This window comes from Geomonas edaphica, from assembly GCF_004917075.1.
GTDB classification, from domain to species: domain Bacteria; phylum Desulfobacterota; class Desulfuromonadia; order Geobacterales; family Geobacteraceae; genus Geomonas; species Geomonas edaphica.
In genome coordinates, this window is the sequence record NZ_SSYB01000002.1 from 264730 (window position 1) to 282924 (window position 18195).

19 protein-coding genes are annotated in these 18195 nt (G+C 57.9%); 11 read left to right on the forward strand and 8 right to left on the reverse strand.

From position 1 onward, the window contains the following. Positions 1 to 78: 78 nt before the first annotated feature. The gene (locus E8K79_RS07365) at positions 79 to 1977 is read left to right on the forward strand and encodes a methyl-accepting chemotaxis protein (protein ID WP_136514181.1); all 1899 of its coding nucleotides are present in this window, start codon (positions 79 to 81) and stop codon (positions 1975 to 1977) included. A 261-nt stretch (positions 1978 to 2238) separates the two neighbouring features. Here the strand turns inward: E8K79_RS07365 and E8K79_RS07370 are convergent, their stop codons facing one another. Continuing rightward, positions 2239 to 3615 (reverse strand): ABC transporter substrate-binding protein, encoded by a 1377-nt coding sequence (locus E8K79_RS07370; protein ID WP_136514182.1) that lies wholly within the window; start codon positions 3613 to 3615, stop codon positions 2239 to 2241. Positions 3616 to 3930: 315 nt separating this feature from the next. Here E8K79_RS07370 and E8K79_RS07375 point away from each other — a divergent pair, with 315 nt between their 5' ends. Then, positions 3931 to 4320: a hypothetical protein gene (locus tag E8K79_RS07375; RefSeq protein ID WP_136514183.1), complete on the forward strand. Its 390-nt coding sequence runs from the start codon at positions 3931 to 3933 to the stop codon at positions 4318 to 4320. Here E8K79_RS07375 and E8K79_RS07380 read toward each other — a convergent pair. Further along, on the reverse strand, positions 4317 to 5903 hold the full coding sequence (locus E8K79_RS07380) for an L-lactate permease (RefSeq protein WP_136514184.1): 1587 nt from the start codon (positions 5901 to 5903) through the stop codon (positions 4317 to 4319). The two genes, E8K79_RS07375 and E8K79_RS07380, sit on opposite strands and share 4 nt — an antisense overlap. 207 nt (positions 5904 to 6110) lie before the next feature. On the opposite strand from E8K79_RS07380, the gene E8K79_RS07385 reads away from it, so the two are divergent. Beyond that, positions 6111 to 7163: an adenosine deaminase gene (locus tag E8K79_RS07385; RefSeq protein ID WP_136514185.1), complete on the forward strand. Its 1053-nt coding sequence runs from the start codon at positions 6111 to 6113 to the stop codon at positions 7161 to 7163. Positions 7164 to 7248: 85 nt separating this feature from the next. On the opposite strand, the gene E8K79_RS07390 is transcribed toward E8K79_RS07385, so the two are convergent. After that, positions 7249 to 7614, reverse strand: a complete 366-nt coding sequence (locus E8K79_RS07390) for a DUF3135 domain-containing protein (protein ID WP_136514186.1) — start codon at positions 7612 to 7614, stop codon at positions 7249 to 7251. 221 nt (positions 7615 to 7835) lie between these two features. On the opposite strand from E8K79_RS07390, the gene E8K79_RS07395 reads away from it, so the two are divergent. The 5 genes from E8K79_RS07395 to E8K79_RS07420 all read left to right on the forward strand — a co-directional run bounded on the left by E8K79_RS07395 (position 7836) and on the right by E8K79_RS07420 (position 11938). Further along, positions 7836 to 8285 carry a phage holin family protein gene (locus E8K79_RS07395; protein WP_136514187.1) on the forward strand — a complete coding sequence of 150 codons (450 nt, stop codon included), beginning with the start codon at positions 7836 to 7838 and terminating at the stop codon, positions 8283 to 8285. After that, the gene (locus E8K79_RS07400; RefSeq protein WP_136514188.1) at positions 8201 to 8797 is read left to right on the forward strand and encodes a DUF3618 domain-containing protein; all 597 of its coding nucleotides are present in this window, start codon (positions 8201 to 8203) and stop codon (positions 8795 to 8797) included. Before E8K79_RS07395 ends, E8K79_RS07400 begins: the two co-directional genes overlap by 85 nt. A 27-nt stretch (positions 8798 to 8824) precedes the next feature. Then, on the forward strand, positions 8825 to 9097 hold the full coding sequence (locus E8K79_RS07405; protein WP_136514189.1) for a YtxH domain-containing protein: 273 nt from the start codon (positions 8825 to 8827) through the stop codon (positions 9095 to 9097). A 310-nt stretch (positions 9098 to 9407) separates the two neighbouring features. Further along, a complete protein-coding gene (locus tag E8K79_RS21775; RefSeq protein WP_246043758.1) occupies positions 9408 to 10925 on the forward strand; it encodes a 2-dehydropantoate 2-reductase in 1518 nt (505 codons plus the stop codon). After that, positions 10922 to 11938 carry a DUF3187 family protein gene (locus E8K79_RS07420; RefSeq protein ID WP_136514190.1) on the forward strand — a complete coding sequence of 339 codons (1017 nt, stop codon included), beginning with the start codon at positions 10922 to 10924 and terminating at the stop codon, positions 11936 to 11938. The genes E8K79_RS21775 and E8K79_RS07420 overlap by 4 nt, the downstream gene beginning before the upstream one ends. A gap of 18 nt (positions 11939 to 11956) precedes the next feature. On the opposite strand, the gene E8K79_RS07425 is transcribed toward E8K79_RS07420, so the two are convergent. Next, positions 11957 to 12367 (reverse strand): winged helix-turn-helix transcriptional regulator, encoded by a 411-nt coding sequence (locus E8K79_RS07425; protein WP_162604621.1) that lies wholly within the window; start codon positions 12365 to 12367, stop codon positions 11957 to 11959. Positions 12368 to 12464: 97 nt separating this feature from the next. Between E8K79_RS07425 and E8K79_RS07430 the strand changes: the two genes are divergently transcribed. Beyond that, positions 12465 to 13322, forward strand: a complete 858-nt coding sequence (locus tag E8K79_RS07430) for an SDR family oxidoreductase (RefSeq protein ID WP_136514191.1) — start codon at positions 12465 to 12467, stop codon at positions 13320 to 13322. A gap of 157 nt (positions 13323 to 13479) precedes the next feature. Here E8K79_RS07430 and E8K79_RS07435 read toward each other — a convergent pair whose 3' ends face one another. From E8K79_RS07435 to E8K79_RS07445, 3 genes are all read right to left on the reverse strand, one after another. Then, a complete protein-coding gene (locus E8K79_RS07435) occupies positions 13480 to 13818 on the reverse strand; it encodes a CopG family antitoxin (RefSeq protein ID WP_136514192.1) in 339 nt (112 codons plus the stop codon). Then, the gene (locus tag E8K79_RS07440; RefSeq protein ID WP_246043759.1) at positions 13796 to 14134 is read right to left on the reverse strand and encodes a BrnT family toxin; all 339 of its coding nucleotides are present in this window, start codon (positions 14132 to 14134) and stop codon (positions 13796 to 13798) included. Before E8K79_RS07440 ends, E8K79_RS07435 begins: the two co-directional genes overlap by 23 nt. A gap of 120 nt (positions 14135 to 14254) precedes the next feature. Beyond that, positions 14255 to 14626, reverse strand: coding sequence for a hypothetical protein (locus E8K79_RS07445; protein ID WP_136514194.1), 372 nt, complete (start codon positions 14624 to 14626; stop codon positions 14255 to 14257). Positions 14627 to 14993: 367 nt separating this feature from the next. Between E8K79_RS07445 and E8K79_RS07450 the strand changes: the two genes are divergently transcribed. Further along, on the forward strand, positions 14994 to 15425 hold the full coding sequence (locus tag E8K79_RS07450) for a hypothetical protein (protein WP_136514195.1): 432 nt from the start codon (positions 14994 to 14996) through the stop codon (positions 15423 to 15425). A 731-nt stretch (positions 15426 to 16156) separates the two neighbouring features. On the opposite strand, the gene E8K79_RS07455 is transcribed toward E8K79_RS07450, so the two are convergent. Continuing rightward, positions 16157 to 16603 carry a hypothetical protein gene (locus tag E8K79_RS07455; protein ID WP_136514196.1) on the reverse strand — a complete coding sequence of 149 codons (447 nt, stop codon included), beginning with the start codon at positions 16601 to 16603 and terminating at the stop codon, positions 16157 to 16159. 483 nt (positions 16604 to 17086) lie between these two features. On the opposite strand from E8K79_RS07455, the gene E8K79_RS07460 reads away from it, so the two are divergent. After that, the gene (locus tag E8K79_RS07460) at positions 17087 to 18160 is read left to right on the forward strand and encodes a GTP pyrophosphokinase (RefSeq protein WP_136514197.1); all 1074 of its coding nucleotides are present in this window, start codon (positions 17087 to 17089) and stop codon (positions 18158 to 18160) included. Positions 18161 to 18195 lie beyond the last annotated feature (35 nt).

Below are 18195 nucleotides of genomic sequence, written 5' to 3' on the forward strand. Positions count from 1 at the left end.
CAACGATATGACCTGCACCGGGCTTATCTTCGGAGCATTTCTGTTCCGAAGACACATTACATATCCAAGAGGTACCTTATGAACCTGAGAAGCAAGGTAAACGTTACAGTCGTCATAATGTTTGCCGTGGCGCTCATAGCGCTCATCGTCGCCGCCACCAGCAGCACCCGCAAGATCATGGGGGGGATGATAAGCAGTTCCCAGGTGGCGCTGGCCAATGACAACGCCGCCAGCGTCAACGCGTGGCTCCTGTCCAAAGAGGCCATCATCGCCGCAGGCGCCAAGGACCTCACCAAAGAGCAGGGGCAGTCCAGGGACCAGATCATGAAGCTCGTACAGCTTCTGGCCGGGGCCGGCGGATTCTCTACGGTCTACCCCGGTTATGAGAACGGCACGTTCGTCTCCTCCGACGGCTGGGTCCCGGATGCCGGATGGGATCACCGCAAGAGGCCGTGGTACGAGAAGGCCAAGAGCGAGATGAAAGTGTCGCAGACCGAGCCGTACGTCGACGCCCAAACCGGCAAGACCATCATCTCCTTCATCGCCCCGATCACCGCAGGGGGGGCCTTCACCGGCGTACTCAGCTCCGACATCATGCTTGACGACGTGGTCAAGCAGGTGCTGGACGTGAAAGTGGGGAAATCCGGTTACGCCTTCGTCATCGACAAGACCGGGAAGATACTGATTCACCCGAAAAAGGAGCTGGTCCTCAAGAAGAAGTTCCAGGAGCTCGCCACCGGGCTCGGCGATCTGAGCGCGAAGCTGGCCGCTGCACCGAGTGGGACGCTGGAATACACTGCAGACGGTGAGGAGAAGATCGCCACCTACGCCAAGATCCCCGCGGCCGACTGGTACCTTTGCGTAACCACGGTGAAGTCAGAGGTCTACGCCCCGGTCAACAAGCAGGTGACGGCGCTCGTCGTGCTGGGCGCCATCTTCCTTGGCGGTGGTATCACGCTGATCTTCTTCGTGCTGCGCCGCCTCCTGAGCCCACTGGGGATACTCTGCCACCGCGTTTCCGACCTGGCCGAAGGTGAGGGGGACCTGACCAAGCGTGTGGACGTCGGAAACCGCAACGACGAGATCGGGCTCCTTGCCGACAAGTTGAACACCTTCGTCGAGCACATGGGGGGGATCATCGGCCAGATCGCGGATGCCTCCCGGGCGCTCGCCTCCGAGTCCAACGCCCTCACCTCCACCTCCATGTCCATATCGGTTGGTGCCGAGTCGGTGGCCGGGCAGACCGCCACGGTGGCCACCGCGAGCGAGGAGATGGCCGCTACCGCCGCGGACATCGCCAACAACTGCCACCATGCCGCCGATAGCGCCCAGCGCGCCGCCGACACCACCCAGGACGGTTTCAAGGTCGTGAAGAGCACGGTGAATGGTATTCGCGAGCGTGGTGAACTGACCCGCGACAACGCTCAGGCGATCTCCTCACTGGGCGAGAGGAGCGAGCAGATCGGTGCCATCGTAGCCACTATCGAAGACATCGCCGACCAGACGAACCTCCTCGCGCTTAACGCTGCCATCGAGGCGGCGCGCGCCGGCGAGCAGGGACGCGGCTTTGCCGTCGTCGCTGACGAGGTACGCGCCCTCGCCGAGCGGACCACCAGGGCAACCAAGGAAATCGGGACCATGATCCGGGCGATCCAGCAGGAGACCAAGTCCGCCATCGCCTCCATGGAAGAAGGGGTGAGGGGGACCGACCAGGGGATCCAGGAGGCGGCCCAGCTCGAGGGGGCGCTCGCCAGCATCCTCGAGCAGGTGAACGAGGTGACCACCCAGGTGAACCAGATCGCGACCGCCGCCGAGGAGCAGGGGGCGACCACCGGCGAGATCACCAACAACATCCAGCAGGTGACCGCCGTGGTCCAGGAGACCGCCAGCGGTGCCCAGGACTCCGCCCAGTCCGCCTCCCGTCTATCCGAGCTCTCCGCTGAACTGCAGATGATCGTCGGGAAGTTTAAGCTGTAAGGCGCCCGCACCACAACGCAAAAAGGGGGACGAGATCACTCGTCCCCCTTTTTTTAAGCCTTTCCACGTTTGCTAAGGTTCATCCGGGAATTCCGCGGAACCATGGATGTGTCCCTCGAAGCAGAAAGCTGCCCCGGCGTCCCCCCCTTTGCGAAGGGGGGACAGGGGGGATTTGCTTTGAACAGGACGGCAACCAGATATCAGGTAAATCCCACGCTGCAGCTTAGAAATGATGGCGGAAAAACAACATCGAACCGCGCATCACGCCTTCTTGGTCGCTGCGTCCCCGAACCTCTCCGCGAAGCAGGCGGGACAGATGCCGTGGCTGAACTGCGCCTCCGAGTGCTGCGAGATGTAGGACTCCATCTGCTGCCAGCTTTGCTCGTTGTTCTGCACCTGTTTGCAGTACATGCAGACGGGAATGATCCCCTCGAGCACCTTTATCTTCGACAGGGCCTCTTCCAGTTCCAGGTTCCGCTCGATCAGGGCGTCGCGGTGCATCTTTATCGTTCTGCGGCTGTGTACCAGCTTGAACAGGTTGTCGATGAGCGCGAAGAGAAGAATGACCGAGATGGTCGCCAGGATCTCCACCCTGAGGCTCCAGAGCAGGTTGGGGGGCTTGTTGATCACCATGCTCCCCTTGGGCAGCCTCGATTCCGGTATGCGGAAACGCTGCATCTGCTTGTAGTCGAACATGTCCTTGTTGGGGCTCGGTGCGATGCTCGGCGTGGTCGCAACGGCGGCACCCTTGAGGACGCTGACCGCCATGACAGCCGCCGCGGCGCCGTGTTCGCGCAGGTTGATGAGGCGTCCCCCCACGATGCCGTTGCCGAGGCTGAACTCCCAACCGCCGTAAATCGGTACCGGGCTCGCGTCGGAAACGATCTTCAACGCATCGTTGCTTGAGACGCGCTCCCCTGTCTTGTCTTCCACGAAGGACGCGAAATAGACGATGACGCTGTCCGGCTCCACCTTTTTCACACGGGCGACGAGTTCGTCCATGCGCAGCCCGGCCAGGTACGTATAACGGGCTTTATTCGAGAATGCGGCGGCAGCCTCGCGAAACTCTTCTTCGTTCAGCTTTCCGGTCACCGACCGGTCGCTGATGGCGATGATCTCCTTCGTTTTCTGGTGCAGGCGGAAGATCAGGTCAAGCGTATCCTTGAAGCTCGGGCGTTCGTCGATGCCGATGATGTCGCGCTTTCCTTTGAGCCGGATCGGATCGAAGGAATTGGTGCCGCAAAAGACGACCGGTGTGGCCCCGAAGATGCTCTCGCGCTCTTTTTCCAGGATGTCGAAGGCGTAGTCGTCGGTGGAAAAGATGAGGTCAAAGTGTCTCCGCGCATACTTGAACCTGAGCAGGTCGATGATCTTGGCGTCGAAGGCGCTGCCGCTGTAATTCTTCGAATCCAGATACTCGGTCTGTATTTCCGTCTGGGGTAGGGATTTAAGCAGAGTCTCCGTGAACCCTTTGGCGATGTCGTCGGAGCCCCGGTATCCGGAATGGTAGGAATTGAGGATCAGGACCTTCTGACGTGTCTTGACCTCAGCGGCGTCCGCACGGTTGGCACCGGCCGGAACGATTAGATGGATGATGGTGAGGAAAAACAGGAGCAGCCGGAGCATGCTTTTATCCATAATTCGTTTCTCCACCCGGCCTGGAGTTAGCCAGCCGGTGAGCAGAGGACGGTGCAACCCTCAAGAGCTTTTTTTGATCACTTTTGACAGAAAGTCTCCGGTGCAGAGAGCGCATGTTGCACATGACGCATTTGTAAACAGTTTCGGCATAATGGTTCCAAGCTTGAGCGGCATGGCGTCTTTCTCACAGGAAAAAGTGTTGTGGTTGAGGAGACCCGCTGCCGTGTCGATACTGTGACGACGTCGTGAAATCCGGTACAATTGTGCTCTGGAACAACCCGGCATCAGCAGTCTCCTGAGAGAGTGGGGGGAGCCATGCGCGAACGCGATTACCGTCGATATGAGGATGAGGACCCCTGGGAAGGCGTACAACTGACCAAGGAGGCGATAAGGGCGCGTGCCACCCTGATCCTCTACACGGCGCTCGTTACCGCCCCCTTCATCGCGTTGGTCGCCTGCAGCGGCTTCGCGAGCGGTTTGAAGGGGCACGAAGTGCTGGGGATCTCATGCTACAACGCGATGATATCCACCATCTTTTTCTTCGACACCCTGAGAAACGCCGCCCACGACTGCTTCGACGAGGCACAGTCCGAAGGGTTCGTGACCTGCGTCGAAGGTATCCCGGTCATCGACCAAAACTACCCACACCGCCGTCTGGCGCGTCTCTCCTTCGCCATCCGCGGCAGGATGCAGAAAAGGTCTTAGCCCCTTAGCCAGAGCAGTGCCACGACGAAGCATGAGGTGACCAGGGTCAGGATGATGGCGAAGATGAAGGCGATGCGTATGACGAGGCTCTCCTCCCCGATCCTGTCGATGGCGGCTGCCGCGTTTTGCAGCTTCGCCGGGGAAACTACGCTGGCGAGTCCCCCCCCGAAGGCGAGCCCTGCGGTTATGATCAGCATCGCCTCGGTGGACATCTTGAGGTTTCGGGCCGTCGACATGGCGTACTTGGCGAACATGGCGATGGTGGACGCCTCGCTCCCGGTGATAAAGCCCCCGAAAAGCCCGATGAAGGCGACCACCTGCCCGTAAGCCCCATGGAACAGTTGGGCCGACGCGTCCGCTAGGACGCGCACCATGCTAGGCGAGGCGAACTGGTGCGTGGCCATGTCGTACCCGGTCATGTTCATCACCTCGCCGATGGCGAAGAAGATGGCGGCGGCGAACACCGGACGGGGCGCACGCTTCAACCATACCGCGCCGGCCTCGCGCAACTGCTGCCCGGTGGGGCGCAGAAAGGGGAGCGCGAGGAGCGTGCTCGCGAGGATCCAGGTGTAGGCCTGCCAGAGGGCGCGGGTATCGATCGGCTTGCCGTCGGCGGAAAGCCCTGCGACCGGCAGCTTCAGGGTGCGGTATAGCAGGTCGAACATCTCCTTCGGGAGGTTCAGGGCGAGGATGAGGAGCACCAGTAACAACCACGGCATCACGGCGCGCCAGAGCGGGAAGGCGCGGCAGAAGGCGAGTTCGTCCTTGGTCAGCCGGCTCTGGTCCAGTACCGGATGCCCGGTGACGATAAGGTACAGCGCCATGGCGATGATCACGGCGATGCCGCAGATCACCCCGGTCAGCACCACGAGGTTGTCGTAGCGGTTGGTGAAGGAGGCGATCACGCCGATCACGCCGCCCGTTATGAGGCAGGGGAGGAAGCCGCTTTTGATCCCTTCCCAGCGCCCGACCATCCAGAGCATGCAGAACCCGATCAGCGTCGATACCACCGGCAGGAAAAGGCAGAAGACCATCCCCGCCTGGTGCAGGGTGATCTCCCCCTTGCCTAAGAAACTGTTGGCGATGTCCACGAAGACGACGATGGGAGCGCCCAGGAGGGCGTAGGTGCAGAGGGAGTCGTAGCCGATGGCGGGGAGCGCCACCGCGACCGTGCTCGAATACCCCATGGCGAGGAGGATCGGCGGCAGAATGGAGACCGGAGTCGCCCCGACCGCCACCATGAGTGTGCCGAAGCCTATGTTGATCATCATGATCTGCACGGCCCGGTTCTCGCTGGCGATGGTCTTTATGAAGATGGTGATGCGTTTGAGCGCGCCGGTTTTTTCCATCACCGCCATCTGCAGAAGTGACGTGGCGACGATGAGCGACACCGAGAAGGAGCGGATGAGTCCCGCCGCGGTGGAGCGCAGGATCACCTCGGCGGAGGTCTCAAAGCCGAGCCAGGCGACGAGCGCGATGACGATCCATCCCGCAAGGCCGCTTATATCGGCCGCCTTGCGCAATACCAGTAGAAGAACGAGGATGACGAGAATGGGAAGCAGGGTAAGCAGCAGCGGGGACATCGGTGAGGCTCCTTTCGGGAGTGACTTTGTGCCGCAGGCTTTATCCGGCACAAGCGCCCCATCATAAAGGAACGAGCCTCACGGTTCCAGAAATAAATGCTCATTTGCCGTCTCTTGTAAAGGAAGTGTTGTGGCTTTGGTGCCGTTGTGGCACAATCCGCGGCTTCCTCAGCCGAGGAGCACCATTCAAAGCAACAGGAGTACCACATGAACCTGGAATCGATCCCGCGCCGGGAGCTTCCCTCCATATTAAACCGCATGCCCAAGGCGGAACTGCACATACACATCGAGGGCTCGCTGGAGCCGGAGCTGATCTTCGAGATGGCACAGAGAAACGGCATCAAACTCAATTACGCCTCCATCGAGGAGCTGCGCGCAGCCTACGCCTTCACCGACCTGCAGAGTTTCCTCGACATCTACTACGCGGGTGCCGGTGTACTGCAGACCGAAGAGGACTTCTTCGATATGGCCTGGAACTACCTGAACCGCGCCAAGGCCGACAACGTGCTCCATGCCGAGATCTTCTTCGATCCGCAGACGCACACCTCGCGCGGCATCCCATTTGCGACGGTGATAGGCGGACTGGACCGTGCGGTGCGTCGCGGACGGGAAGAGCTCGGCGTCTCCGCATCGCTGATCCTCTGCTTTCTGCGCCATCTAAGCGAAGAGGAGGCCTTCGCCGCCCTGGAGGAAGCGTTGCCGTATCGCGACCGCTTCATCGGCGTCGGGCTGGACAGCGGCGAGCGGGGCAACCCGCCCGAGAAGTTCGCACGGGTCTTCGCACGCTGCCGGGAACTGGGGCTGCACATCGTCGCGCACGCAGGCGAAGAAGGGCCGGCCGACTATATCCGCGACGCCCTGGACATCCTGAAGGCGGAGCGTATCGACCACGGCGTGCGCTGCCTGGAGGATGCCGACCTCGTGGCCCGGCTGGCGCGTGAGAGGGTGCCGCTCACCGTCTGCCCGCTTTCCAACGTGAAGCTCGCCGTCTTCCACGAGATGCACGACCACAACCTGGGCAGGCTCCTTCAGGCCGGCATCGCCGCCACCGTCAACTCGGACGACCCCGCGTATTTCGGAGGCTATCTGAACGACAATTACGCGGCGACCTTCGCGGCCCTGCCGGAACTCGGCGCGCGCGAGGCGTACCAACTGGCGCGAAACAGTTTCGAGGCGTCTTTCGTTGCTGAAGAGGAGAAAAAGGGGTGGGTGGCGGCGCTCGACGCGTTCTTCGCCGCCGCGTGCGGGGAAAAGGCCTGAAATAAAGTGGCCACGGAGTATATCTGAGACTGCTTTTGCGCTCAGATAACACCCCGTGGCCGCTTTTGTCACACGCTGCGTTTCGTCAAATCTTGCGTAGTTTTGCGGTTTCTTCTTCCTTCCTCTCGATGCGGTCCTTTCTGCCGAGGGTGCGCATTAGGCTGTTGCAGGTCTGCACCAGTTTCTCAAGCTGACCATTCTCGCCGTAGACCTCGCTGTAAAAGATGTTCTCCATGAGGTGCATGCGCCCGACGTTGCTGCTGGCCTTACGTAACTGCATGCCGATCGACCACTGCATGCGTTGCAGTTGCAGTGATTTCTCGGGGGTACTTGCCACGCAGGCCTTCTTCACGGCTTCGTCCGCCAGTTCATCGAACAGGGCAGGGTCTCTCTTGTATAGTTCCCGCAGTTCTCCCGGGGTGTAAGATGTGAACTCTCGTCTGGTACTCATGACACTCTCCTTCTTCCTTTCATTGCAATAAAAGCCATACTCAAACATCCGATTGAGTTTTTCTAATTGTTATTCAAATTACAAAAAAATGCCAGCAAAATGTATACGGCTGGAGGCTGAGACAATGCCCGCTTGCAATAAAAATTTAAATTTCTTAACATTAATTACAGGTAACGTTGGTCCGGAGTGATGCCAGGTCGTCATTCGGAAAGGAGGCTGTCATGCCGGAGAAAAAGGAGAAAACGATTGGTGAACTGGTGTCGGAGCTAGGCGGGGAGTTGCGTGACCTGCTCCGACAGGAACTTGGTCTTTTTGCGGCCGAGATGAAGGAGAAGGTGGTACATGCCGCCAAGGACGCGGCCACCATCGTCGTGGGTGGAGTGCTTTTGTACACGGGGCTCCTAGTGTTGACGGCGGCCATCGTGCTGGGGCTCGCGACGATCATGCCGGCGTGGGGTGCGGCGCTATTGGTGGCGCTGGGTCTCTTGGCGATAGGAGCGGTGCTCGTTCTTAAAGGCGGAAAGTATGTGAAGGAGATGGATGCAAAGCCCACGCAGACGATGGGGGCTTTGAAGGAGACGGTAAAATGGGCCAAAACGTTAAGGTTCACGAGCAGCACGCATCGGCGGACGAGATTCGCGAGCAGATCCGGCATACGGAAGGCGATATAACCCGGACCGTGCACGATCTTGAGGAACATCTTTCGCCGCAGTACCTGAAGACGCGCGGTGTACGCCGGGCGAAACTGTTGGCATGGAAAGGGATCGCAGGCGTACTGCGGTTGGCGCAGCGGACCTCGGTGCAGGCCTCGCTTATCGGCACAGCCGCCGCGCTCGTGGCGCTTGGCAACAAGCGGGTACGCGACAGGGTCACCGCCAGCGTTGGGATGAAGAAAACGGTTGAAGTCCCTGTGACGGGGAGCGCGGCCCGGGCAGCGGGAGCCGGAGCGCTGTGGCTGCTTCTGCGCAGGCTGAACGCGAAAAGTTCGACCGCCGTGGCACCGCCGTTATCGGGGTGGTCTCTTGCGGCAACCGCCCTCAAATCCTTCCTAAGCGGCAAACGGGCCTCGCAAAAGCACGGCACGCCGCGGGAAGGGAAAAAGCTTGCCTGGCGTGGTCTGGCGGCAAGCGTAGGCGCCGCCCTTGGGAGCTACTGGTACAACCACAAGGCCGGCAGAGTCTAGAACCAGCAAGGCTGGAAGGAGGACGTCATGAGAAGACACGGACACGCGAGCACCACGGCTGAGGTGGTGAGCTTTTCGGCCGGGGCACTGGTAGGGGCGGGGCTTGCCCTGCTTTACACTCCGAAAACGGGGCATGAGATGAGGAAAAAGGTATCCGACGTGACCGGTGACGCCATTTCTAAGATGAAAGGGCTGACTACCGAGGTGCAGGACAAGCTGAACCGGAACCTGCGCAAGGGGCGTGAGTACGCGGAAGAAAAGGTCTCGGAGCTATCGTCAAACGTTGAGGAATATCACTGATAACCGCCGCGGGGCGCAAGTCTCCGCAAGAGGCTGCCCGAAAGGGCAGCCTCCTTTTTAAGCGGCACTGCCCGAACTCCAGCGTGCCCCCTCCCTTTTCGAAGGTTCTTCAGGAAATTCCGGGGAAGCACGTGTGTGTTGCCTCGAAGCAGTAAGCTGGCCAAGCGTTCCCCCTGGCCAAGCGTTCCCCCCTTTGCGAAGGGGGGCAAGGGGGGATTTGCCTCTGCTCAACAACCTCCCCCCAAACCAGGGTTGACGGCGCCGCCGCAGTATGACAAATTGCCTAAAATTTTTCCCATTCGAGAACCTGATGAACCGACCCATCCAAAAGATCGCCATCATCGGTGCCGGAGCGCTCGGCGCCGTCTACGGCAGCCTCCTTTTTACCCTCGACCGTGACTCGGTCTTCTTCATCGCCGACGGAGCCCGCCGCGAAAAGCTGGCGGCCGATGGGGTGGTCGTGAACGGTACACGTTTTCCCATCCCTGCGTTCACCCCGGAAGAGGCGCCCACCGCGGACCTTGTCATCGTGGCGGTGAAGCACCGGCAGCTCGACGAGGCGATCGCCGGCATCCGCCGCGTCGTCGGTGAGCGCACCGTCATCCTCTCGGTGATGAATGGCATCGACAGCGAGGAGCGCATCGCTGCGGTGTACGGCTGGGACAAGGTGCTGTACGCCCTGTCGCTCGGTATCGACGCCGTGCGCGAGGAAAACGCCGTCACCTACCAGAATCTGGGGCGCATCCTCTTCGGCGAGCGTGACAACACGGAACAAAGTGAGCGGGTCCGCCTTGTCGGCGACCTCTTCCGGCGTGCTGGAATCAACTGCGAGGTGCCCCCGGACATGGTCCGCAGCCTCTGGTTCAAGTACATGATCAACGTGGGCGTGAACCAGGTATCCGCCGTCCTCGGCATGACCTACGGCGCCCTCAGGGAGTCCGCCCGCGCGCGGGAAATGATGGACGCCGCCATGCGCGAGGTGATCGCCGTTGCCGTAGCCAAAAAGGTGGATCTTTCCGAGTCCGACCTGGAGGAGTGGTACCGCGTACTTGGAACCCTGGGCGCTTTCGGTAAGACCTCGATGCTCCAGGATGTGGAAGCGGGACGTCCGACCGAGGTGGACATGCTGGCCGGGACCATGATCGCCATGGGAGAGCAGTATCGGATCCCGACGCCGGTGAACCGGGAGCTTTTCTCGGAACTGAAGCGGATTGAAAACGAGAAGGAGAGGGGGACGATGACCATTTCACGCACCGTGGACTTCATTCTCGAGCTTGACAAGCTGAAGAGCGTGACCCGCAAGAACCGTTCGAAGGGGAGTGACCGCTACGAGAACTCGGCCGAGCACAGCTGGCATATCGCCATGATGGCCTACTCGCTCCAGCCCTATGCCCGGACTGTGCTGGACATGCACCGTGTTGTCGGTATGCTCCTCGTGCACGATGTGGGGGAGATCGATACCGGGGACACCATCGTCTATGCCACCGAGGGATGGGAAGAGCGTAAGGCCGCCGAACTGGAGGCGGTGCAAAGGATCTTCGGGATGGTGCAGGAACCGCAGCGCTCCTTTTTTCTGGCCCTCTGGCTCGAGTTCGAGGAAGCGGTGACCCCGGAGGCGCGTTTCGCCCATGCCGCCGACCGCGCCATTCCGGCTCTGCTCAACCTGGCGAACGAGGGGCAGAGCTGGCGCGAAAACGGCATCAGCTACGAACGGGTGATAGGACGTATAGGGCCTCCTATTGAGGCGGGCTGCCCGGCGCTGTGGGAGTACCTGCTGGGGCGCCTTACCGAGGAGAACGAGAAGGGGTGGTTTGGGGAGGATCGATGAGGAAACTTGCAAGCTTTGCCGTTGCGCTCTTTTTAGTCGCCGTCACGGTTTCGGGCGTCGGCGCCGAACCGCTGGCGATCACACCCTTTTACACCTTCAACCAGAATCCACTTGTGCAGGTCTACGGTCTGCCGGCCGCGGAGAACGCCATTGTGCAGCCGGTGGGAAAGGCCTGGGGGCTTCTCGCTCTCGACGTTGCGAACAGCTACGTCGAGGACAAAAACGCACGGGAGCACCTGCTTTTGGATGGCGAGAGCGAACGGATCACGCTCGCGCTTCGCTACGGCGTTTCAGAGAACCTGGAACTGGGTTTCGATCTTCCCATGGTGGCCTACAACGGGGGGATCTTCGACGGATTCATCGAGCAGTGGCACCGGTTCTTCGGGCTCCCACAAGGGAACCGGTTGAGTGCGACCGATAACCGGCTCCTTTTCCGCTATGACCGTGATGGGGAGGAGCGGCTTCGTATGGACGATGCCACCTTCCGCATGGGCGACGTCCGGCTGAACGGCGCATGGCAGCTGTACCACGACCGTAGCGTTAATCCCCGCGCGCTTGCGCTGCGTGCCAGCATGAAGCTTCCCACCGGAAGCAGCTCGCGGCTTACCGGCAGCGGCAGCACCGACCTGGCCCTTTGGCTTACCGGCAGCGATGACTACCAACTCCCGGGGAAATGGGGGCACGCGACCCTCTTCGGTGCGCTCGGCGGCATGGGGCTCACCGATGGGGATGTGTTGAAGGGACAGCAGGAGAACCTGGTCGGTTTCGGAACCGTCGGCGGAGGCTGGTCCCCGCGCGACTTCATCGCCTTCAAGGTGCAGTTTTCCGGGCACACCGCCTTCTACAAGGACAGCGAGCTGAGCGAGCTTACCTCCCCCGCCGTGCAGCTTCTTTTTGGCGGCACCTACGCCTTCACCCCCTCGACCACGCTCGACATAGCCCTTTCCGAGGACATCATCGTCGGTGCCTCTCCGGACGTCGCCCTTCACCTGGGTCTGGGGCAGCGCTTCTAGGACGAAGAAGCTGCTCCGCTACGCCTGCTGTTCGGCTACTTCCTGGTCCGCCGTTGCCTGAACGGACATGATGCTCGGCAGGTTGCTTTCGATCCAGTCCGCCAGTGCCTCCACTTTCAGTCCGATGTCCCTTCCGAGCGGGGTCAGCGAGTACTCCACGTGAGGCGGCACCACAGGAAACGAGACGCGACAGACGAAGCCGTCCCTCTCCAGGTACTGAAGCGTCTGCGCAAGCATCTTTTCACTCACTCCTCCCACCTTGCGCCGCAGTTCACTGAATCGGTGCGTCCCTCCCATAAGGGCGACAAGTACCAGGACACCCCATTGGCTGGTCACATGCTTCAGTATTTCACGCGAGGGACACTGCGTGGAGAACAGCTCTCCGCGGCGCATCTGCTCTGCCAGGCTAACGGCTTTCGACTCACTCATGACACTTACCTTTTTGTGCGTACTTACTTTTTGAAAGCGTTGTTGTTATGCTCCACCTGTAACATACATCGCATCCAGACATAAAGGAGTTAGTCACATGATCGTCATTACCGGAGCTACCGGACAGTTGGGTCGTCTCGTCATCGCATCGCTTATGAAGAGAGTGCCTGCCTCAAGCATCGTTGCCGCCGTACGGAATCCGGACAAAGCAAAAGATCTCGCCTCCCTGGGAGTGCAGGTCCGCCAGGCCGACTACAACGCTCCCGAGAGCTGGAAGGCGGCGCTTGCCGGAGCCGAAAAGCTCCTGCTCATCTCCTCGAGCGAGGTCGGGCAGCGCATCAACCAGCATCGCACCGTCATCGAAGCAGCCAGGGAAGCTGGCGTGAAACTTTTAGCCTACACGAGCCTGCTGCATGCCGACACCTCACCCCTTGCCCTTGCCGCCGAGCACATTGCCACCGAAACCATGATCCGCGACTCCGGCGTACCGTTCGTGATGCTGCGCAACGGCTGGTACACCGAGAACTACGCCGCCGGTGTTCCTTCTGCGGTCGAGCATGGAACCTTCTACGGCTCCGCCGGTGACGGCCGGATCGCGTCGGCCGCCCGTGCCGATTACGCGGAAGCCGCCGTCGCCGTGCTCACCAGGGAAGGGGAGGGGGGGCAGGTCTATGAACTCGCCGGCGACACCGCCTACACCCTGACGGAGTTCGCCGCCGAGATTTCCCGGCAGTACGGCAAAGAGGTGAACTACGTGAACCTCCCCGAGCTCGAGTTCAAAAAACTGCTCGTCTCCGTCGGACTTCCCGAGCCTTTTGCCGCACTTTTGGCCGACTCAGACAGCGGCGCAGCCAAGGGAGGCCTCTTTGACGACGGTCACCTGTTGAGCGCCCTGATCGGCAGGCCCACCACTTCCCTCGCAGCGGTGATAGCCCAAGGCAAAAAAGGCGCCTGAAACGCCCGACTGTCTCTTCAGTGGGACTGTCATGTCTCTGGCAGCTTTCTCTGACACAAAAAGAGCCCGCCGGCACTGCCGAGCGGGCTTTTGTATGTTTTGGAGCTGACTGATTTCCGAAGCGGTGAGAGGAAGTGAGGCTGGTGACGGGGAAGAGCTAACCGGCGAGCATTTTTTTCGAACGGCCGGTCGCACGTGGCGCCGGATGTTGCGTGTTCTCAATGAGTCTACCGCTTGCGTACTTATGGAGAATGCTGGCGATCAATGTCTGATACGGCATCCCTTCTTCTGCTGCACGCATTTGAATATCTTCTAAATCTCTCGATGATAGTCGAATGTTGATGCGTTTGTCCTTGGTCAGCGTAGCTGATGCACTGGAAGCATAACGCGCCGTCTCTTCTTTCAGGCCAGGCACTGATTGCCACTCACCACTTTCGAACGACGCCATGATGTCGTCTTCATATTGCTTATCTTCAGGTTTTATCTTTTTTCTCATCGGATGTTCCTTCTTTGATATACCTTCTAGTGGCGCTTCTACTTGGGATGATGGTTTTAAGGAATATTTCTTTTTCTGTTTCTACAAATGGGACAAGATGGACGTAACCTCGGGCATGGATAACAAAAATGCGCTGGTTTGGATAACGCTCTTTATTAGGATGCTCCACTACATCTAAGAGGCCACCTGTTGAAATAGATACCAAGGTTTCCTCAAATGAAATGCCACGTTCGGACTTCAGGCTCATGTTCTTGTCTGAGTTCCAGTTGACTGGTTTCATAGAGGTGATTTTAGCTTCTTGTGTGCCTTTTGTCATCTCTAAAAGCTCTCCGGCCGGGAGGAACCTGGTGACCTGCAGGTGCAAAGAAGCCCACCGAAATATCCGGCGGGCTTCTTGTTGTTCTGAGAGGGACTGCTTTTCAATGCTACACTTAAATCATTTTTTCTTACCTGCCAGTCGCTCGCACAGGTCCTTGAACGCCTTCGTATCCACCTTCAGTTCCACCGGTTTGCCGTTGTCCTGGTAACCGATGGTGACGAGACCGCCGACGATCTCGTGCTCCATCTCGGCGAAGAGAACGGCACGCGGGTTGATGAGGAGATTGCCGGAGCGCAGAAAACCCCTTCCTTCGAGGTCCCTCGCCATTTCCTCCTGCTCGGTCTTGTGCACCTTTTTGAAGAGCTGCTTACGAACTGCGCTGCCGTCGAACCAGACGTCGATCAGGCGCGTATCGTCGCCTACGAGCGGATTCTCGGCGGGAGTGGTGAGTTGGGCGGCAAGGATTTTGTCGGTATTGATGTAACGCATTGAACACTCCTTGGATAGAGATGAAGGGAAGGAGCCGGGCTCGGCTTTGTAGCCCCCGACATCCATAACATACCTCGTATCTTCTTGAAACATGCGAATCGGCAGAAGCGGGTGCATCCGCCTTTTCGTTCTTCGCCAATCAATGAGCCGTAACCGCAATGGGTTGCGCGCGGCAGTATGGCAAAAACGGGGCACTTTCTCAAATTGATTTTACAGGTGGAGGTTTCGGCTTCCTCAGTGGTGCTTGGAGCTCCTGCTTGCATTGCGCCATCGGCGGAGTAGACTTCTGTAAGTTTTTTATAATTGAGGTGGGTTAATTGTTGAACGGACCACGACTTTCGCTGATGCGAAGCAAGGGAGGTGCGACGTGGGTTATCGGATCATACGAAACTACCGGAAAATGCCCCCAACGAAGTTTCACACCTTGGTGCAGAGGGTGGCTGCTGCCCTCTCTGACAAGACCAAGTTTCCCGATTCATTTTGGGAAGGGAGGTTGGCGCTGTTCCAGGCGTTTCTGGCTGCAGTGCTCAAACACGATGCGGTGCATAACCAGTCCATCATGGGCAACAGGCTGTTGATTATGGAACGCGACGAACTTCAGAGGCAACTCGTCATTTACCTCGAACAGATTGCTTTGCACCTGGAAATGGCCGCCATTTCGAAACCCGAGGTGTTCAGCGCTTCAGGATTTGACCTGAGCAGGGACAAAAGAGGACACGGTCGGGGTAAGGGCGTAAATGCGGCACTCAGTGCCGTTCAGAGCGAGCAGGAAGGAGGGGAGGGCGGTACTTCATCTTGATGCGGTTCCAGCTCTCCACCGCATAAGTGGCATTACCCCACCTCTTTGCCAGGGGGTGCCCCTCGGCACCCCCTGTTTTTTTCTGCTCTCGCCGGACTCCCTTCTTTTCAAGGCACCCCGTAGACCGTCCTCCGCGCCAGCGCATCTTTCCTGCCCCTGCTGATCCCTAATAACCTGAGAGTTGAAAGTATGAAGTGAAACGTGATTTATATCGTGTAAACGTCGATGCACTTCGAGTCAGGCGAGATTGATAAGATTTAAACCGCAATTTAGTTCCTGCACATTTAGATGTATGCGAAGTTGATCGTGATGTATTAGAAGTAAGTCAAGATATATTAAAAGTAAATCCGGATGTATGGTAAGTAAGTCGTGATATATTAAAAATGAATTCGGATGTGTTAGAAGTAACTCTTGATGCACACGAAGTAAATGGTGATGTACACGAAGTAAATCATGACTTACGCGAAGTAAATCCACCTACACACGAAGTCAACCTTCATTCGCAGCGTGTAAATCATGGTTCACGCGATATTTATCAAGATGCACGTCTTGTCACCCAAGATATACAAACACCAAGTCCGGGTTGAAAGAAGCTGACGAGGATGGAGGCGACAGATGATGCGGCCGACGATGAAGCAGGTGCGAGTGCGGAAGGGAGTTGTAACTAAAACATTAGACAAGTTATCTACATCTCTACCTCACTCTGTAATTCACATGCGATTATTTGCTTTTTATTTACATACCGAATTATTCATATCGGCAACAAACCGATTTTTACTGACAGGTTTCCAGTCGTTTGGACTTGGTGAAAGTATGAAATTTGAATTTACTTGCTTGTTGTTCTTGTCCAGTTCAAGTGCGTAGATTGTAAAGTAAGAGTTTCTTTTGCAATTTATATTGTATCCATACTCCAAAAATGATGTCTGGTCATAGGTTTTATAAAACCTTTTTGCCTCAGTATCCTTGAACAGTATCCTCAAAATCACTTGTTGATACCCTTTCTCCTCCTTACCATCATCCTTTGAGTAGGCAACAATGAAGTTCGGACTGTTCGCTAACTGATATTGCTTCCAACCTTTGCTAGCAGGAGGGATGTTTTTCTGCCAATTTTTGATTTCTTTTGCATTTGCGAAACAACAGACACTCAACAATAAGACGGTAATCAGGGATGTTCTCATTTGTCCTCCTTGGTTGTCAGCAGTAAATGGAGAGTGTTATGAATTGAGCAGGCTGGGCCACAGGCGCAGATTTTCCAGCTTCATATCTGGTTTTACAGGGAATCCTCCTGAGGTTTCCGATTCCGCGTAATAAAGGAAGGAGTCCACGATCTCGCCATTGCATGCGGCCTTGTATGGCTTGTCTTCTCCATTCTGAAATCAGATCACGGTGTTCCCGAAACTCATAAGGTGTAAGCGCAATCTAATGGATTCGTTGTTATTGTTCAAGGCAAAACTGTAAACATAGTGAGTCCGACGCTGCTAAAGAGCCTGCCGCCCCCGATCCTATGAGAGCGAATTCCCTTTTTGAAAGAAGCCGCCTGTGTTATTGAAAAGCGGAACGCCTGCGTGAGCGGGTGCGTTATGTAAGACTTGATTGGATGGTGAAGCGCTGGCTACGGAGGATTTCCGGCTGGGCGGCTTGAGGTATGAGGAATTTAAATTATGGCATCGCTTGATTTTCAGCGCGAAAAAGCGCTTTTCAGGAAATACTACGATACTCACGAGAAACAGTTGATCGCGGCGAAGGACTACTTTGTGGACATCGTCAGATGCCTGGTCGGACAGACCGGGGCGGGGACGACCATCAAGGTCGAGGGGCGCGTAAAGGAAAAAGAGGAGTGCATCAAAAAGTTCCAGCGCAAATACCAGGGGAAACTTGAGGCTGACGAGCAGCCTTACCAAATCAGGGATTTCATCTCGGACCTGATCGGCGTGCGCATCGTCTGTCTCTATGAAGACGAGGTCCCGGTGGTGTCGGAGCTGCTGCAGCGCAACTTCAAGATACTAAACGTAACGGACAAGACTTCGGCCGTGGAGAGCACGGAGGATTCCTTCGGCTACAAGGGGCTGCACATGGACCTGGCCCTGGACCCTAAGGCGGATTACCTCACCAGGAACCTGCCGCCGGAGGATCTCTGCTTCGAGGTGCAGATTCGGTCCCTGATACAGGACGCCTGGAGCATGCTGGACCACAAGATCAAGTACAAGAAGTCGATACCGGTGGATCTGAAGCGCAGGATCAACGTGCTCGCCGCTCTTTTCGAACTCGCCGACCGCGAGTTTAAAGAGATCAGAAACGCCACCTCGGACCTCATGCAGCAGGCGACGGTTACCCAGATTGAGCCGGAAGCGACGGGCCAGGCGGTGACTGCGGGAACCAGGACGGTGAACGCCTTCAACTTCGTCCCCATCGCCGCGCACTTTTTCCGCGACTTCGTCTTCGATGACGAGAAGGTGGATGATTTCGTGCAGGACATCCTGGAGCAAAACGGCGCCCTGCAAAAGGCCGAACTGCACAGGTGCCTGAACGAGAACCTGAAGGTCGTCAGGGAGTACCGCGAACGCGTACTCGCGGAAAACCCTGAGAGGACCTTCAGCGCCTACACCTCGATCAGGCACTGTCTCTATCTCTACGATCCGGAGAAGTTCCCGCGCATCTTGTCGAGAAGGAACAAGGAACGTTTCGTCGCTTGGATCAAGGCCAGTCAGCCGTCACCCGAAGCGCTGCAGCTGTAATCCCCTGGTGCTGATGCGCGCCGGTCGCGAGCCTT

Bases quoted from the DNA above. Each gene is read 5' to 3' on its own strand.
- E8K79_RS07385 (WP_136514185.1), top strand. From the start codon at position 6,111: ATGAACCTGGAATCGATCCCGCGCCGGGAGCTTCCCTCCATATTAAAC.
- E8K79_RS07400 (WP_136514188.1), top strand. From the start codon at position 8,201: ATGGGCCAAAACGTTAAGGTTCACGAGCAGCACGCATCGGCGGACGAG.
- E8K79_RS07435 (WP_136514192.1), bottom strand. From the start codon at position 13,818: ATGAGAAAAAAGATAAAACCTGAAGATAAGCAATATGAAGACGACATC.
- E8K79_RS07365 (WP_136514181.1), top strand. From the start codon at position 79: ATGAACCTGAGAAGCAAGGTAAACGTTACAGTCGTCATAATGTTTGCC.
- E8K79_RS07375 (WP_136514183.1), top strand. From the start codon at position 3,931: ATGCGCGAACGCGATTACCGTCGATATGAGGATGAGGACCCCTGGGAA.
- E8K79_RS07455 (WP_136514196.1), bottom strand. From the start codon at position 16,603: ATGAGAACATCCCTGATTACCGTCTTATTGTTGAGTGTCTGTTGTTTC.
- E8K79_RS07440 (WP_246043759.1), bottom strand. From the start codon at position 14,134: ATGACAAAAGGCACACAAGAAGCTAAAATCACCTCTATGAAACCAGTC.
- E8K79_RS07420 (WP_136514190.1), top strand. From the start codon at position 10,922: ATGAGGAAACTTGCAAGCTTTGCCGTTGCGCTCTTTTTAGTCGCCGTC.
- E8K79_RS21775 (WP_246043758.1), top strand. From the start codon at position 9,408: ATGAACCGACCCATCCAAAAGATCGCCATCATCGGTGCCGGAGCGCTC.
- E8K79_RS07445 (WP_136514194.1), bottom strand. From the start codon at position 14,626: ATGCGTTACATCAATACCGACAAAATCCTTGCCGCCCAACTCACCACT.
- E8K79_RS07405 (WP_136514189.1), top strand. From the start codon at position 8,825: ATGAGAAGACACGGACACGCGAGCACCACGGCTGAGGTGGTGAGCTTT.
- E8K79_RS07460 (WP_136514197.1), top strand. From the start codon at position 17,087: ATGGCATCGCTTGATTTTCAGCGCGAAAAAGCGCTTTTCAGGAAATAC.
- E8K79_RS07370 (WP_136514182.1), bottom strand. From the start codon at position 3,615: ATGGATAAAAGCATGCTCCGGCTGCTCCTGTTTTTCCTCACCATCATC.
- E8K79_RS07425 (WP_162604621.1), bottom strand. From the start codon at position 12,367: ATGAGTGAGTCGAAAGCCGTTAGCCTGGCAGAGCAGATGCGCCGCGGA.
- E8K79_RS07395 (WP_136514187.1), top strand. From the start codon at position 7,836: ATGCCGGAGAAAAAGGAGAAAACGATTGGTGAACTGGTGTCGGAGCTA.
- E8K79_RS07380 (WP_136514184.1), bottom strand. From the start codon at position 5,903: ATGTCCCCGCTGCTGCTTACCCTGCTTCCCATTCTCGTCATCCTCGTT.
- E8K79_RS07390 (WP_136514186.1), bottom strand. From the start codon at position 7,614: ATGAGTACCAGACGAGAGTTCACATCTTACACCCCGGGAGAACTGCGG.
- E8K79_RS07430 (WP_136514191.1), top strand. From the start codon at position 12,465: ATGATCGTCATTACCGGAGCTACCGGACAGTTGGGTCGTCTCGTCATC.